Origin of the sequence: Methylocapsa acidiphila B2, from assembly GCF_000427445.1 — a bacterium.
GTDB classification, from domain to species: domain Bacteria; phylum Pseudomonadota; class Alphaproteobacteria; order Rhizobiales; family Beijerinckiaceae; genus Methylocapsa; species Methylocapsa acidiphila.
On record NZ_KE386496.1, the window covers coordinates 1,147,752 to 1,163,754 of the forward strand.

10 protein-coding genes are annotated in these 16,003 nt (G+C 63.8%); 2 read left to right on the top strand and 8 right to left on the bottom strand.

Annotated elements, in window-relative coordinates; genetic code table 11:
- The first annotated feature begins 16 nt into the window (after positions 1-16).
- Complete coding sequence (gene ftsH, locus METAC_RS0107180; RefSeq protein ID WP_026606503.1) at positions 17-1,945, top strand: ATP-dependent zinc metalloprotease FtsH; 1,929 nt, start codon at positions 17-19, stop codon at positions 1,943-1,945.
- Positions 1,946-2,090: 145 nt separating this feature from the next.
- On the opposite strand, the gene arsC is transcribed toward ftsH, so the two are convergent.
- From arsC to METAC_RS0107225, 8 genes are all read right to left on the bottom strand, one after another.
- Positions 2,091-2,516 carry an arsenate reductase (glutaredoxin) gene (gene arsC, locus METAC_RS22720; protein WP_051335436.1) on the bottom strand — a complete coding sequence of 142 codons (426 nt, stop codon included), beginning with the start codon at positions 2,514-2,516 and terminating at the stop codon, positions 2,091-2,093.
- A gap of 124 nt (positions 2,517-2,640) precedes the next feature.
- A complete protein-coding gene (gene pal / locus METAC_RS0107190; protein ID WP_026606504.1) occupies positions 2,641-3,150 on the bottom strand; it encodes a peptidoglycan-associated lipoprotein Pal in 510 nt (169 codons plus the stop codon).
- 287 nt (positions 3,151-3,437) lie between these two features.
- Positions 3,438-4,727 carry a Tol-Pal system beta propeller repeat protein TolB gene (gene tolB, locus METAC_RS0107200; protein WP_051335437.1) on the bottom strand — a complete coding sequence of 430 codons (1,290 nt, stop codon included), beginning with the start codon at positions 4,725-4,727 and terminating at the stop codon, positions 3,438-3,440.
- A 101-nt stretch (positions 4,728-4,828) separates the two neighbouring features.
- On the bottom strand, positions 4,829-5,962 hold the full coding sequence (locus tag METAC_RS0107205) for a cell envelope integrity/translocation protein TolA (protein WP_026606506.1): 1,134 nt from the start codon (positions 5,960-5,962) through the stop codon (positions 4,829-4,831).
- 6 nt (positions 5,963-5,968) lie between these two features.
- The gene (locus METAC_RS0107210) at positions 5,969-6,418 is read right to left on the bottom strand and encodes an ExbD/TolR family protein (protein ID WP_026606507.1); all 450 of its coding nucleotides are present in this window, start codon (positions 6,416-6,418) and stop codon (positions 5,969-5,971) included.
- A 98-nt stretch (positions 6,419-6,516) separates the two neighbouring features.
- The gene (gene tolQ / locus METAC_RS0107215; protein ID WP_026606508.1) at positions 6,517-7,248 is read right to left on the bottom strand and encodes a protein TolQ; all 732 of its coding nucleotides are present in this window, start codon (positions 7,246-7,248) and stop codon (positions 6,517-6,519) included.
- 315 nt (positions 7,249-7,563) lie between these two features.
- Entirely contained in the window at positions 7,564-8,031 is a 468-nt protein-coding gene (gene ybgC / locus METAC_RS22725; RefSeq protein WP_051335438.1) for a tol-pal system-associated acyl-CoA thioesterase, read from the bottom strand.
- A gap of 445 nt (positions 8,032-8,476) precedes the next feature.
- Positions 8,477-8,797, bottom strand: coding sequence for a 2Fe-2S iron-sulfur cluster-binding protein (locus METAC_RS0107225; RefSeq protein ID WP_026606509.1), 321 nt, complete (start codon positions 8,795-8,797; stop codon positions 8,477-8,479).
- 625 nt (positions 8,798-9,422) lie between these two features.
- On the opposite strand from METAC_RS0107225, the gene METAC_RS0107230 reads away from it, so the two are divergent.
- Positions 9,423-15,602 (top strand): apolipoprotein A-IV repeat region-like domain-containing protein, encoded by a 6,180-nt coding sequence (locus METAC_RS0107230; RefSeq protein WP_198017182.1) that lies wholly within the window; start codon positions 9,423-9,425, stop codon positions 15,600-15,602.
- The last annotated feature ends 401 nt before the right edge of the window (positions 15,603-16,003 follow it).

Genomic DNA, 16,003 nt, shown 5'->3' on the forward strand with positions numbered 1-16,003 from the left:
TGCAGCGGGAACGAAAATGAATCCGAACCTCCGAAACTTCGCGCTTTGGGTGATCATCATCCTGCTCGTGGTCGCGCTCGTCATGCTGTTTCAGAATCCGGGCCAGCGCGCGCCGACGCAAGACATTTCGTTCAGCCAGCTTCTGAATGAGGTGGAGCAAGGCCATGTTCGTGAGGTCACGATCTCGGGCAATGAGATCACCGGCCATTTCACCGACAATCGCGCCTTCGCGACCTATGCGCCGAACGATCCGTCGTTGGTGCAGAGCCTTTACAAGAAGAACGTCTCGATCAGCGCCAAACCTCCGTCGGAGGGCAATAATTGGCTGCTGACGCTTCTCGTGAACGGCCTCCCGCTCATCGCCATCTTCGGCGTGTGGATCTTCCTGTCCCGGCAGATGCAAGGGGCGGGCGGCAAGGCTATGGGCTTTGGCAAATCCAAGGCGAAGCTTTTGACAGAGGCGCATGGGCGCGTCACCTTCGAAGACGTCGCCGGCGTCGACGAGGCCAAAGAAGATTTGCAGGAGATCGTCGAGTTCCTGCGCGATCCGCAGCGGTTCCAGAGGCTCGGCGGCCGCATTCCGCGCGGCGTCCTGCTCATCGGCCCGCCCGGCACCGGCAAGACCTTGCTCGCCCGCGCCATCGCCGGCGAAGCCAATGTGCCCTTCTTCACGATTTCCGGCTCCGACTTCGTCGAGATGTTCGTGGGCGTCGGCGCGAGCCGCGTGCGCGACATGTTCGAGCAGGCCAAGAAAAATGCGCCCTGCATCATTTTCATCGACGAGATCGACGCCGTCGGCCGGCATCGCGGCGCGGGCCTCGGCGGCGGCAATGACGAGCGCGAGCAGACCTTGAACCAGTTGCTCGTCGAGATGGACGGTTTCGAGGCCAATGAGAGCATTATCCTCATCGCGGCGACGAACCGTCCCGATGTGCTCGACCCCGCTCTGCTGCGTCCCGGCCGCTTCGATCGCCAGATCGTCGTGCCGAACCCGGACGTCGTCGGCCGCGAGCGCATCCTCAAGGTCCACGTCCGCAAAGTGCCGCTCGCGCCCGACGTCGAGCTGCGCACCGTCGCGCGCGGCACGCCGGGCTTTTCCGGCGCGGATCTCATGAATCTCGTCAACGAGGCGGCGCTTCTGGCGGCGCGGCGCGGCAAGCGCGTCGTCACCATGGTCGAGTTCGAGGATTCCAAGGACAAGATCATGATGGGCGCCGAGCGGCGCACCATGGTGATGACCGAGGACGAGAAAATGCTCACGGCCTATCACGAGGGCGGCCATGCGATCGTCGCGCTGAATGTTCCGGCGACCGATCCCGTCCATAAGGCGACGATCATCCCGCGCGGCCGCGCCCTCGGGATGGTCATGCAGCTGCCCGAGCGCGACAAGCTCTCGATGACCTATGAGCAAATGACCTCGCGCCTCGCCGTCTGCATGGGCGGCCGGGTCTCGGAGGAGATCATCTTCGGCAAGGACAAGATCACCTCCGGCGCGCAGTCGGACATCGAACAGGCGACTAATCTAGCGCGCGCCATGGTGACCCGCTGGGGCTTCTCGGACGAGCTCGGCACGGTCATGTATGGCGACAATCAGCAGGAAGTCTTCCTCGGCTATTCGATGGGGCGGCAGACGACCATCTCGGAGGCGACTGCGCAGAAGATCGATTCCGAAGTGCGCCGCCTCGTAGAATTGGGCTTCGCCGAAGCAAGGCGGATCATCACCGAGAAGCGCAACGACCTCGAGACCCTGGCCAAGGGCCTGCTCGAGTTCGAGACCCTGTCCGGCGAGGAAATCCTCGGGCTTCTGCAAGGACGCCGCCCCGTGCGCGACACTGGCGACGAAACCACGCCTCTGCGCGGATCGCCGGTGCCCACAGCAGGCGCTGTTCGCCCGCCCAAGCCCGGCAAGGAGCCCGGCGGATTGGAGCCTCAACCCCAGGCGTGAGTTCTGCGCTGACGCATTCAAGCAAAACTTGAGAACAGAATGGCCGCCTTTCGTCGCAAGCGAAAGGCGGCCATATTTTTGATTGAGTGCAATAAAAGCGTGACCGCTGCCCCGCGTGGTCAAAGGCGAAAGAGCGGCGGCCGGCCTATTTTGGCTTGGGTCTAACCTTGGCGGCGACGCCGTCAGCCGACTTGCCCTGCCCCGCCTTCGCTTTTGCTGAATCTTGAAGAAGCTCGAAGACCCGCTCCGGCGGACGGCACAGCACGGCCGCAGTCTCCGTCGCCACAATCGGTCGCTCGATCAGGATAGGATGTTTCACCATCGCTTCGATGAGCGCCTCATCCGTAAGGGCTTCATCGGCAAGACCCAGGTCGTTGTAAGGCGTCCCGCGTCGGCGCAGGATCGCTCGCGGCGCAAGATGCAGGCGCGCGAGAAGATCCTTTAGCTCCGCTTTCGTCAGCGGTTGCTTCACATAAGGGACGACGACTGGCTCGATCCCCGCCTCGCGGATGAAGCCCAGCACCTTGCGCGAGGTGGCACAGGACGGATTATGGTAAATGACGAGAGCCATAATATTTCAGCTTAGGCGCCGATCCGGTCTTTCGCCAGAAAAAAAACCGGCGCTTCGTGAGAAACGCCGGGCCAGTTTCGGACGAGAGGCCTGGGAGGAAACGAGCCTCCCCGTCCGACTCAAATCAAGATTGACCGCCACCCAATATCGTGACAGCGCGGCGATTTTGCGACCAACAGGAAATATCGTTGCAGACCGCGACCGGGCGCTCTTTGCCATAGCTGATGGTGCGAACGCGAGACGCGGGGATGCCGCGCGCGATGAGATAATCCTTGGCCGCCTCGGCGCGCCTAGCGCCCAGAGCAAAATTATATTCGCGCGTGCCGCGCTCGTCGGCATGGCCCTCGACGGTAAAGCTATAGCGGGCATATTGCTGCAGCCACCGCGCCTGCTTGTCGAGCGTCGCTTGCGCGGTCGGGCTCAATTCACTCGAATCGCTATCGAAGAAAACCCGGTCGCCGACATTGACCGCGAAATCTTGGGCGCTGCCCGGAACGGCCGCGCCGGAACCCGCGCCAAGGCCGGACAAGGCAGCCTGGTCTTGGGCCGGGTTCTTGGCGCATGCGCCAATCGCGAGGGCGGCGCCCAGCACGGCGGCGAACTTGAATTCGCGCGTCCGTTTGCGAAAGCTCATCCCTTTCCTCCTTGTGTGGGCGCAGGACATGCTTTGTCCTAGCCCGCGTCGGTTAATGGAAGGTTCCGTCAACCTTGATGACACTCTCTCGAAAAGCGTTGCATTTGAGCAATCGATCCTAATGGTTAATCCTGTCTTGATGGCGCCTCGAAGACGCGCCCGCTGAATCGCGGCCGTCGGCGATCTGGTCTTTTGCCATCTCGGCGTGTAGCGGCGCAAGCTTTCGCTACGCTGGCGATTGGCGCGGGGTGGGCGCGATCGAACTCCGCTCGCCGCTCGCGTGACGCTCAATTCAGGAGCGGGCTCCATGCCGGGTCCGAGCCGAAGCTCGGCGTGGGCACCGGAAATTCGCCGCGGCCGAACACATCGGCCATGAAGATCTTCGCGCCCGCTTGGCCGCCCGGATCGCGGAAGAACATCAGGTAAAGACCGTTCGGCGCCCAGGTCGGGCCTTCATTGTGATAGCCCTCGGTCAAAAGGCGCTCGCCCGATCCGTCGGCGCGCATGACGCCAATGCCGAAATTGCCGCCTTTTTGCTTGGTGAAGGCGATAAAATCGCCCTTTGGGGACCAGACCGGGGTCGAATAGCGTCCTTCGCCAAAGGAAATGCGGTGCGGCGAGCCGCCGCTCGACGACATGACATAGATCTGCTGAGTCCCGCCGCGATCGGATTCAAAGGCGATCTGGCTCCCGTCCGGCGAATAGCAAGGCGACGTGTCGATCGCGCTGGAATCAGAAAGCCGAGTCGTGGCTCGCGAGCGCAAATCCATCGAATAGAGATTCGACGTGGCCCCTTGCGCCAGCGACATCACGATCTTCTGGCCGTCGGGAGAAAATCGTGGCGAAAAGGTCATGCCAGGAAAATTGCCGACCACTTCCCTCTGGCCCGTCTCGATGTTCAAGAGCAGCACCTTCGGATCCGAAGCGCCGAAGGACATATAGGTGACTTCCTGCGACGAGGGCGAGAAGCGCGGCGTCACCACGAGATCGTCGCCCCGGGTCAGATAGCGCACATTGGCCCCGTCCTGATCCATGATCGCGAGGCGCTTGCGCCGATTCTCCTTGGATCCCGTCTCGTCGACGAAGACGACGCGCGTGTCGAAAAACCCGCCCTCCCCGGTAATGCGCGTGAAGATCGCGTCAGAGATGATATGCGCAATGCGGCGCGAATTGCCGGCGTCCGTGACATATTGCTGGCCGGCGACCTGCGCGCCGGTCGAGACGTCCCAAAGCCGGAATTCGGCCTGGAGCCGACCGTCGGCGTTGCGCCCGGCCCGACCAGTCACGATGAATTGCGCGTTGATGGCGCGCCAAGCGTCCATGCGCGGCGTTTGATCTGGGTTGGAAATCGTCTCGACGAATGTTTTCGGATCGATCGGCGAAAGAAAGACCGAGCGCTTGAAATTATTGGTGATGATCCCCGTCATCTGCGCGCTCGCCGCCGGCTCGCCGGCAAATCCCGTCACAGCGATCAGAATCGGCTGAAACTCGCCCGACCGGCGCACGTCAAGATAGCGATCCTGCTGAGCAAAAGCCGCGGGTCCCGCGACGCCGGCCGCTAGGCCGGACCCGGCCATGACGAGCGCCGATCTGCGGGTCACAAGCGTAGGGCTCTCGCTGGACGCGCGTCCTACGCGCGCGGGACGATGAACAAGTTTCGACCTCAAATTAAAAAACCTCACAGCATGTCCTCCGGATCGAAGCGCACGATCCGGCCTTTCCATTGATCGTAATAGGGCTGGTATTGCGCCGGAATATGCAGCGGATCGCACCGCCGAACGGCCCGCAGCGCACTCTCGGCGAGGCTACGCAGATTCGGATCCGAGGGCGGGTTGAGCAGCGAGGGCTGGCCGATCAGCGAACCATCCTGCGCATATTGCACATGAATCTCCGGAACATATTTTTTCTGGCCGGCGACGCCGATATAGTTCCAGCAGCGTTTGTACTGTTCTTGCAGCAATCCGTCGAGCATGCCCCAGAGAGACGGCGACATTTTCGCCGCCGACGCCGTCGGAGAGCCGAGCGAGGCCACTTGCTGAAGCTCGCGCCCCGTCGATTGCTTATGCTGCGGCGCGTCCTTGCTCAAGAGCCTGGAGATATCGCCGGGATCAAATTTCTGCGTCGTCTCCGGCGCCTCGTCGCCTGATTTCGGCCGCGCGGCAGGCTTCTGAACAGGCTTTTCCGGCGTCTCTTTCGCCTTTTCCTGGTTCAGCAATTTCGCGACCTGATCCGGCTTGAACAGCGGCTTCGGCTTCTCGACCGGCTTCGCCTTCGCTTCGGAGGCGGTGTCGGGCTTGGGCTCTGGCTCGACCTTCGGCCGCGGAACCGGCTTCGGGTCGACGGCCTCGGCCCTTTCATCCGGCGGCGGCTTCTCCTGAGACGCTGCGGGAGGCGACTTCGCGGGTGCGGGCTTTTGCGGCTCCTCGACCGGACGTGGGGGCGGTTGCACCGACGCGGAATGATCCGGCGGCTTCGGCGTCTCTTTCGCCTCCTCGCGGCCAGGGTCCGGCTGGCGCTTCAGCGGCGAAGGCGGCGTCGGGATCTCCTGCTTAGCGTCGACTTGCGCCGGCTGCGGCTTCAACTCGGCGATCTCGGCGCGTTTTTCCGCCCTCGGCGAGGGCTTGATCTGTTTGGCGGTCTTTTCGCCCTTCATGATCTGATTGAAATCTTGGGCGCTGATCATGTCGACCGGAATGGTCTCCTGCGCATCCTCGAAGCCCGAAGGACGCGAAAAAGACAGAAGGAGAGCCGCGAGCAAAAGGAGATGAATGCAGCCGGAGAGCGCCAGACCTGGCTTTTCGCGCAGCGACATGGCCGTTCAGTTCTTGCTAGGGTCCGTGACCAGCGCGACCTTCTTATATCCCGCCGTGGTGATGATCGACATGATCTCGGCGATGCGGCCATAATTGACCGCGCTCGCGCCGCGGACATAGATGCGCTCGTCGAAGCCGGCCGCGGCGACTTCCTTGAGCTTGTCCGCGAGCTGGTTCAGCGCCACCGGCTGGTCCATGACGAAGACGCCGCCCTTGTCGTCGACGGCGACGGACAATGGCTTTTGCTCGATATTCAGCGCGGCGGCCTTGGTTTGCGGCAGGTCGATCGGCACGCCGGTTGCGAGCAAGGGCGCCGCCACCATGAAAATGATCAAAAGGACCAGCATGACGTCGATGAAAGGCGTCATGTTGATGTCGGCCATCGCGCCGTAACGCGGCACGCCCCGCCGCCGGCGTCCGCCCGCCTTTCTCATCGCCATGCCAGACATCGCCATTTCAAAATCTCCGCCAGGGACTTGCTTCGACCGAGATCTTCGCCCGCGCCCGCCGTTTCGGCGCCGTGCGAGCGCGAGGACCTATCGCCTGATCTGCTTCAGGCCGCCTGATCATGCGCCGCGCGCTGATCAATCTGCCGGGACAGGATCGACGAGAACTCGTCGGCGAAAGCTTCGAGCTGCGCCTGCTTTTTGGCGACGTCCCCCTGCAGCTTATTGTAAGCGATAAGAGCGGGGATCGCCGCGAAGAGCCCGATCGCGGTTGCGAAAAGCGCCTCGGCGATGCCGGGCGCGACGACGGCCAGGGAGGTGTTGCGCGAGGCGGCGATCGATCGGAACGACGACATGATGCCCCACACCGTCCCGAAAAGGCCAATAAAAGGGCTCGCCGACGCAACTGTCGCCAAAACCAGAAGATTGGATTCGAGCTTCTCGACCTCGCGCGCTATGGCGACGTCGAGCACTTTCTCGATCCTGGCCTGCAAGCCCATGAAAGAGGAACTCGCGCCTTGCACGGTGCGCCGCCATTCGCGCATCGCGGCGACGAAAAGGCTCGCCATTCCGCTGGTCGGCCGCGAGGATAAGGTGGCGTAAAGCTCGTCGAGCGATGCGCCGGACCAGAAGACATCCTCGAACTGAGCCATGGCGCGCTGCGTGCGGGACAGGAGGATGACCTTGTTGATAATGATCGCCCAGCACCAGACCGAAGCACAAAGCAATCCGATCATGACCATCTTGACGACGAGATGGGCGGACCAGAACATGCTCAAGAGCGAAACTTCGGCGCCGGGGAGCGGCGTGGCGGCGGCTGCAATTTCGGCCGGATTCATCTCGTAGCTTCTCCTTCGGACCGGCAAGTCGGACGCGACGGCGTTTCATCGCACGGATTGAACCCGCCATTCTTGTCGCGGAAATCGGTCAATTCTGGGGCCGAAGCGCGCCCGAGGTTCGCATCTGCTCACTCAATGATCAGGCTTAGTCGAGGTCCGAGGCCCATGACCAGAAACGATGGTCGCCGGGCGTGCTGTCGCGCGCCTCGTTCCGCCACGCGCAGCAGAACTTAGCCTCAATCGAGGTTAACGCCGGATTAATCTCAGAAGGTCTCTTTGCGCCGAAAAAGGATCAAGCAGCGTCGCGCGGAGAGGTCACGGCGCCGGCCCCTCGAGCTTCGCCAAGAGCGCCGGCGGAATGCGGATCGCCCGACCGCCCGCGACCACAGCGATCCTGACCTTCGCCTTAACCAGCAGATCGGCGTCGCGCAGCAACAGCTGCTCCATGTCGATCGAAGCCCCGCCGAGAGACGCCACCCGCGTCTCAACCCACAGCAAATCGTCCATGAGCGCCGGCTTCGCGAAGTCGAGGCTCATGTTACGGACGGCGAAGCTAACGCTATTCTGACCACCCTCTGCAAAAATCGCCCTGTGATGAATGCCGCGCTCGCGCAGAAATTCGGTGCGGCCGCGCTCGAGAAACCGCAAATAGGAGGCGTGATAGACGACGCCGGAAAAATCCGTGTCCTCGTAATAGACCCGGACGCTGAGGCGATGTGGCGCGGAAGGATCGCAGACGGAGGCGCGAGCCTCGTGGGCGCGGCTGGGCGGCTTGGATGACATGGCGGGAGCGATACTGACCGGCCAGGCGCAAGTCCAGAGGAGTGTGTCCTCAATTAGTTGATCTGCGCCAAGCTAGCTCGGCTCGATTTTGTAACGAATATCTTTGTAATCAACAGTTTAATAGAGTTTATTAATCTTTAACAAGAGGTTTATAATCCCGAAGGCGGCCGCCCCCGTCAACCACGCAGGCTCCAGATGACCGCAAGGCTCGCGGCGGCAAGGAAATCATAGATGGTGCAAAAGGGCGGATACCAGGTTGGAATAGTCGCCAGGCGCGACTGCGGCCGATGTGCAAAATCCCAAATTCTAGGAATGAGATAGGCGATTGGGATAATCCAGGCCTTGAGCCAGAGCCCAGCCCGCGCCGCGATTAGAAACGCAAGCGCGACTCCAATTTCAGTCGCGATTTGAGCTCTTGCCCCGCTCTGCAGAGCGAGTCGCGGCCTCAGCCTTGCCGGTCCGGCGTGATGACGACGAGTCCGTCGAGCGCCTCGGTCACCTTAATTTGGCAGCTGAGCCGCGAGTTCGGCTGAACATTATAGGCGAAATCCAGCATGTCTTCTTCTTTGTCGGAAGGCGCGCCGGCGAGGCCTTTCCAAGCTTCGTCGACGTAAACATGGCAAGTCGCGCAAGCGCAGCCGCCGCCGCATTCGGCCGTGATCTCGGGGATCGCGTTGCGAATCGCGTTTTCCATCACGGTCGTGCCCGGCTCCGCCTCGACCGAGCGGGCCTCCCCAACCGAATCTATGAAGGTAATTTTCACCATGGACCGTGCCGGCTCTCTCGAGTGGAGTTACGCAAACCGCAGGCCGACCCTGCGCCGCGGCGCAGAGGTTCGGGAAGCGGATCACACATGGCCGAACTTCCTGGATCCCGCAAGAGCGCCCAAGAGGCTTATTGAGCCAGGCTGAGCGCCGAGCCAAAGAAGCTATTCGCTTCATCGGGCGGTCAATCCGTTAATTCCGATATTCCCCGAACTTCAACTTGCTCCAGGACAGAGCTTCGCGCCCTTAAGCCCAGTTGACAGGCCAAACGTAAAGCCCCAGCGACCCTGTTTTCTTGCAGACTCCACGTAAATCTTGCAATCATACGCGCAATGCGAGCGCTCAATCTGTAAAGGCGAGCGTCGGGCGCAAAAGGCGCCGAGTTGCCGTCGATGACGGAGACACGGAAAACGCCGTCGATTTTCCGCTGAGCAGGGCCAACCTGCTTAGAATCGGCCGCGGCGAGGGTTGCGTTAACGATGTTTTAAAGACGATGCGCCGCTTGGGTTTGAATCCTTTCATTCAGGTTGTAAAGTAAGATTTGGTTAACGGTTCCGCTTGCGGCCGAGCCGAGTGTACTCGCGTCACGGTGAATGTTCGACGCGAATGAGTTTCAAGAGGCATCCGATGGCGAGCTCCAGGCAGACTCAAGATCCGGCGGCGGCGGCGCTCCTAGCCATCGAGGAGGCGCTGAACCTCCGAGCCGTCGACCAAGGCCCGGACACCGTAGAAGGGATCGCGCCGGCTCCCGGCGACGTGAAATTTCCCGAGGCGCTCGCGTCGGAGACGCGCAAAAAGCCGCGCGACGCCGCGAGCAAGAGCGCGCGCCGAAACTCTTTGATCGAAGACGATCAGCTGCTCGGGCCGATGCGGGGCGCCGCGCGGGCTACTCTTGGCGCTCCGGCGGCGCTGCCCGCCAATGACGACCGTCACACCGTCGGCGAGATTCTCCGCGCCTTCCAGTCCCGCTCCAGCCGGGCCCCGACGATCGCGGCCGCGCTTTGCTCCGGCCTCTGGATCATCCTGACCCTCGGCTATCTTTTGGCCAATCGAGAAGCCCTTTTCGGCGCTCAGAGCGGGCCATTGCTGGCGCCGACGACGCTTTACGCGCTCGCCGTCCTCGGTCCCGTGGTCTTTTTCTTCCTGACGGCGATGATGGTTCGGCGCGCCCAGGAGATGCGACTGACGGCGCGCTCCATGACCGAGGTCGCGATCCGCCTCGCCGAGCCCGAGACGATCGCCACGGAGCAGATCGTCACCTTGTCCCAGGCCATTCGTCGCGAGGTCGCCTCGATGGGCGATGGAATCGAGCGCGCCCTGGCTCGCGCCGGCGAGCTCGAAACCCTGGTCCGGTCGGAGGTGTCAAATCTGGAGCGGTCCTATTCCGACAATGAGCGGCGCATCCGGTCGCTCATCGACGAATTGGCGGCCGAGCGCGAGTCCATCCTCTCCAACGCCGATCGCGTGCGCGGCGCGATCTCGGCGACGCAAGACTCAGTGGCCCGCGATCTCGACTCGGCCTCATCCCGCTTCGCGGAAAGCGTCGGCGAAGCAGCCGGCCGCGTCACGGCTTCGCTCGGCGCGAAAGGCGACGAGATCAAATCGGCCCTCAACCGCGGCCGGGAAGATTTGGTCGGTCAACTGACCGCCCATGGAAGCGAGCTCATCGGCAAGCTGGGCCAGGCTGGCGACGCCGCCAAAACCAGCCTTGCCGCGGCCAGCGACGGCATAGCGCAGACTGTCGTGGAGCGCCTCGCGGATTTCGACGATCGCGTGAAGACCGCCCGCGAAATCCTCGCCGCCGACCTCGGCTCGCGCAGCGACGCGCTGGTCGAGCGGCTCGACGCCGCCAGGACGCAAATTTCCGAGACGATCGCGTCGCGCGGCGACAGCCTCGCGGCCCGCCTCGCCGAAACCAGCGACAGATTGCATGACGTCGTGGCCGTTCAAGGCGAGGTCCTGCACAGCAATCTGAGCGAGCTCAGCGCCCGCTTCGGCGGCCTGGTCGAAGAGCGCGCGGCTTCGGCGCAGGACGCGATCGAACGCTCGACCCAAAGCGCGATCAAGGTTTTCGAAGACGCCGAGACGCGGCTGCAAACGCAATTCGAAAGCCACAGCGGCGAGATTCAGGCGCGCTTCTCGGCCACGGCGGAGGCGACGGCCGCCTCGCTCGCTGGGCATACGGAAGCATTGCACGAACGCGTCGCCCTTTCTGTCGCGGATACGCTCAAGGCCCTGACCGACCATTCCGAGTCGCTGCAACAGCATTTGGATTCGACGGCTCAGGATACGCTCGAAGCCTTCACCTCCCATACGCACGCCCTCAACGAGCATCTCGCCGCGACGCTGAGCGAAACCGTAGCCACCTTGAACGACCATTCGGATCACATGACCGAAAGGCTCGAGACCACGGCGCACGGGTCGATCTCCGCCTTCGCCGATCACGCTGAAGCGCTTCAGTCGCGGCTCGAATCGACGTTGAGCGAGACGCTCGGGGCGCTCACCGGCCATTCGGAGCAGATGAGCGAGCGTCTGGAGACCACCGCGGAGCGCTCCGTCACGGCCTTCACCAGCCAGACCGAGGCCTTGCAATCGCGCCTCGAAACGACGCTCAACCAAACGCTCGGCGCGCTCGACAGCCATTCGAGCCGCATGAGCGAGCGGCTGGAGACCACCGCGGAACGTTCCGTCACGGCCTTCACCAGCCAGACCGAGGCCTTGCAATCGCGCCTCGAAGCGACCCTCAGCCAAACCTTCAGCGCGCTCGACGGCCATTCGAGCGAGATGAGCGAAAAACTGGAGACCACGGCGGAGCGTTCCGTCACAGCCTTCACCAGCCGAGCGGACGCGCTTCAATCGCGGCTAGAAGCAGCGCTCAGCCAAACCTTCAGCGCGCTCGACAGCCATTCGAGCCGCATGAGCGAGCGACTTGAGACGACGGCCCAAGACACAGTCGGCGCCCTCGCCTCCCGGACCGAAGCGCTTCAGTCGCGGCTCGAGACGACATTGAGCCAGACGCTCGGCGCGCTCGACGCCCATGCCAGTCAGATGAGCGAAAGGCTCGAGAGCACGGCGGAGCATTCCGTCGCCGCCTTCGCCGGCCACGCCGAATCGCTGCAGACGCGCCTCGAATCCACGCTGAGCCAGTCTCTCGGCGCGCTCGACAGCCATACGAGCCAAATGAGCGAAAAGCTGGAGAGCACGGCGGAGCTGTCCGTCGCCGCCTTCGCCGGCCACGCCGACGCGCTGCAGGAGCGTCTGGAATCGACATTGAGCCAGTCTCTCGGCGCGCTCACCGGCCATTCCGACCAGATGAGCGAGCGGCTGGAAGAGACGGCGCGCGCAGTCGCCGTTTTCACCGATCGGACCGAAGCTCTGCACGATCAGCTCAATTCGACGGTCGGCGAAACCCTGAGCGCTTTGACCCAGCATTCGGAGCAAATGGGCGCGCGGCTCGAAGCGACGGCGCAGCAATCGGTCGCCGCCGTCTCCGGCCAGGCGGACGCGCTGCAATCGCGCATCACCGCCACGGCCCATGACGTCCTCGGCGCCCTCGCCGGCCATTCCGACGAAGTCGGCGCGCGCCTGGAAGAGATCGCCCAGCGCTCCGTCGCCGCCTTCACAGATCATGTCGCCGAACTCACAGGCCGCCTACACGGGACGCTCGAAGCGACGGTTTCCACACTCACGAGCCATTCCGACCATCTGAGCGAACGCGTCGACGCGGCGGCGCAGCATTCGATCGCGGCTCTTTCCGGCCATGTCGAGACACTGCAATCGCGCCTCGCCTCAACGCTCGGGGAAACGCTCGGCGTCTTGTCCGGCTATTCGGAGCAGATGAGCGAAAGGCTCGACGAAACGGGACGCGACTCCGCCGCCGCCTTCGCCGTCGCCGCCGAGTCCCTGCGCGAGCAATTCGCCTCCGTTCTCGGCGAGGCCTTCGACGGCCTGTCGAGCCGCGCCGGCGAGATCAGCGCCGAGCTCGCGGCGAAAACGCAGGAGGTGGTCGCTTCCTTCGCCGACCATGCCGGCGCACTCACGGAAAGCTTCGACGCCACCGCCCAGCAGGCGATCTCGTCGATCGGCTATCATGCGAACGACCTCAACGAGCGGTTCGCCGACACGGCCAATGAGGCGATCAACGCAATCGCGACCCATAGCGAGCGCGTCAACGAGGCTCTCTCGGAGCGCTTGCTACATTTCGAGGACGCCTTCGTCGGACAGGGCGGCGCTTTCGCGAATTCGATCGGCGAGCACGCCGAACGCTTCAACGCCACCCTCGCGGACCGTCTCGGCGCCATCGAGGCCACGATCACGGTCCATGGCGGCGAACTCACCGACCGGCTCGCGCTCCGCGCGCAGGAGGCGGCGGAAGTCCTCGAAACGCAAATCGGCGCCTTCGAGACGCGCGCAGCGAGCAAGACGCAGCAGGTCAGCGAGGTTCTGGAGACGCTCGTCGCCCGAGTCGATCAGGATCTCGACGCGCGCGCGAAATCGCTCAACGAAGCGCTGGGCGAACGCGCCGTGGACATCGCCAATGCGCTCGGCGACGGCGGCAGAAACGTCATCCACGCCCTCGATGAGAAAGCGCAGGAAATCGGCTCGATCCTGTCGACGCGCTCGACGGCGCTCGCCGAGACGCTCGCCGCCAAGGCCGACGAGATCAACGCGACCCTGGGCGACCAGGCGACAACCATCGCCGGCACGCTCGACGGGCGCATCGCCCAATTCGAAGAACGCGTCGTCGGCCGCCTCGACGCCGTTTCAGACGAGCTCGACGCCCGCGGGCGCACGGTCGCCGAAAATATCGCCGCGAGGACCAGCGAGATCGATCAGACCCTCGGCCTCCACGTCAACAATATCAATGCGGCGCTCGATCGCGAATCCGGCGAGATCGGCGGATTGCTCGCGGGACGCGCCGATGAGATTAAGGACAATTTGGCTCAGGCGATCGAGGACCTCGACACGACGCTCGCCCTGCGCGCCGAACAGATCGGCGAGGGGCTCGTCACGCGCGTCAACGAGATCAGCGTCGCTCTGGCGACAAGGCTTTCGGAGCTCGACGGAGCGATCAACGGACGCGGCCAGCAATTGCAGGTCGCGCTCGCCGAGCGCTCGGGCGATTTGCGCGAGCTTTTCGAGACCCAGGGCTGGAGCCTCATCGCGCAGCTGTCCGATCGCGGCGGCGAGATCGCGCGGGAGCTCGCCAGCGTCGGGGAGATGGTGACGCAGACGCTGGAAGGGCGTGGCTCCGCCATTGTCGAGCATCTCGGCCAAAAGCAGGTCGAGCTCGCAGCCGCCATCGATCAATCGACGGAACATCTGCGTCACGCGGTCGATGCGGGCGCCACAGCCTCCGTCGCGGCTCTCGTCGAGGCCAATCAACGCCTCAAGACGGAAATGACGGACATCGTCGACCGCCTCAGCGACAGCTCCACGTCGCTGCGCGACGCCATCGTCGCGGCCGGGGCCAATTTCACCACGGTCGAGCATTCCTTGAGCGACCGAATGGACGATTTCCGCACGCTGCTCGGCAATGTCACCAATGAAGTCGAGCAGTTCAATCGAAGCGCGGGTCAAACGCTGGGCGAAGCCGGCGGGCTCGCCGAGACCATCGCGCGACATCGAGATTCTCTCGCGGCCGCGGCGGGCGAGCTTATCCGTTCGCAAAACGAGCTGAACCAGGCGCTCGACGGACGCCGCGCCTCGCTCGAAACGCTGCTCCGGGACGTCAAGGAACGCCGCGACGAGTTCGAGCATGTGATGGTTTCCTTCGCCTCGCTCGTCGGCGAGTCCTTCGATCGGGCGGAAGGGCGCGCGCGCGACATCGTCTCCGTTTTGGCGGAGACCTCGGCGACCGCAGGCGGCGCGATTGATCAGCAATTCGCCGAAATCCGCGCCAATATCGCGCAAGAGCGCGAGCGTGTGACCAGCGCGCTGCGGGCCGCAAGCGCGCAGGCAAGCAGCGAACTCGAAACGATCTTTGGTCAGACGACCGAGCGCTTCCAAACCGCCACCACGGATTTGCGTGAGATGGCGCGCAAGATCCAGCATGAGCTGGAAGCCACCCGCGAAGCCCTGCGCGCCAACACGGCCGACCTCCCTCAGGAGACGGCCCAGCAAGCCGCCGCCATGCGCCGCGTCGTGGCCGATCAGATCAAGGCGCTCGAGGAATTGAGCGAGATCGTCACCCGTTCCGGACGGGCCTTCGACGTCTCCTCCCCGGCCTCCACAGGCGGCGAACGCGCGGCAGTCACGCCGCCGCCGCGCCGCGTCGAGCCGCCGAAGGCCCCAGAGGCGCCCCGCGCGGCCGAACCGGCTCAGGCCGACCCGCGTCTGCGGACGGCGGCGCGCGCGCCGAGCAGCCAAGCCCCGCAAAAGGGCGGCTGGCTCTCCGACCTTCTCGCCCGCGCGTCGACCGATGAGCCGGCCGAGAGCCCGAGAGCGCCCGCCAAAAGCCAGCAACCGGCTCAGCCTCTCGAGCCGCTGTCGCTCGACGTCGCCCGGCTGATCGACCATGACGCGGCGGCCGACGCCTGGGAGCGCTATCGTCGCGGCGAAGCCGGCGCGTTTTCGAAGCGGATCTATATCGGCCGCGGCCCGCAGACTTTTGACGAGGTCCGGCGGCGCTATCGGGTCGATCCCGAGTTCCGCGCGACCGTCGAGCGCTATGTGCAAGAGTTCGAGCGGCTTTTGTCCGAGGTCGGCCGCGATCATCCAGACGATTCAGCGGCGCGCGCCTATCTCGCATCGGAAACCGGCAAGGTTTATACGATGCTCGCCCATGCGGCGGGGCGGCTCGGCTGAAGCAGCGGACGCTGGATCTAGGCTTGGACCCAATTGCCGAGGCCGCCGCTTCGCAGGTTTCTCGAGGCGGCGCCCCAGGCTGCTCTGCTTTGCTGCGGATGTCGGCATTTCAGAAAGCGGTCTAGCGGGACCGGCGTACAGTCCGCAGCTTTCCCGAGGGCGTTCACCTCTGGGCCATCCCGTACTTTGATCGACCGCCGACGCCACTGGCGTTGAGGAGGAGCGTCTCGCCAGTCGCTTATTCGCGTCGAGGCTGGCGCCCGCGGATGCGTCACGACTCCGCCATTTGTTGCATTTTTAGCACAGTCGCCGCGAGACCTCTTTAGGCGTGCATTTTCCCTGTCGTACGCTCCCCTGCCCTCCGTCTTCCCAAACAAGGGACGCGCCCGCCCAAACGGCGG

Bases quoted from the DNA above. Each gene is read 5' to 3' on its own strand.
- tolB (WP_051335437.1), bottom strand. From the start codon at position 4,727: ATGGCCGGGTCCGGCCTAGCGGCCGGCGTCGCGGGACCCGCGGCTTTT.
- tolQ (WP_026606508.1), bottom strand. From the start codon at position 7,248: ATGAATCCGGCCGAAATTGCAGCCGCCGCCACGCCGCTCCCCGGCGCC.
- pal (WP_026606504.1), bottom strand. From the start codon at position 3,150: ATGAGCTTTCGCAAACGGACGCGCGAATTCAAGTTCGCCGCCGTGCTG.
- ybgC (WP_051335438.1), bottom strand. From the start codon at position 8,031: ATGTCATCCAAGCCGCCCAGCCGCGCCCACGAGGCTCGCGCCTCCGTC.
- METAC_RS0107210 (WP_026606507.1), bottom strand. From the start codon at position 6,418: ATGGCGATGTCTGGCATGGCGATGAGAAAGGCGGGCGGACGCCGGCGG.
- METAC_RS0107225 (WP_026606509.1), bottom strand. From the start codon at position 8,797: ATGGTGAAAATTACCTTCATAGATTCGGTTGGGGAGGCCCGCTCGGTC.
- METAC_RS0107230 (WP_198017182.1), top strand. From the start codon at position 9,423: ATGGCGAGCTCCAGGCAGACTCAAGATCCGGCGGCGGCGGCGCTCCTA.
- arsC (WP_051335436.1), bottom strand. From the start codon at position 2,516: ATGGCTCTCGTCATTTACCATAATCCGTCCTGTGCCACCTCGCGCAAG.
- ftsH (WP_026606503.1), top strand. From the start codon at position 17: ATGAATCCGAACCTCCGAAACTTCGCGCTTTGGGTGATCATCATCCTG.
- METAC_RS0107205 (WP_026606506.1), bottom strand. From the start codon at position 5,962: ATGTCGCTGCGCGAAAAGCCAGGTCTGGCGCTCTCCGGCTGCATTCAT.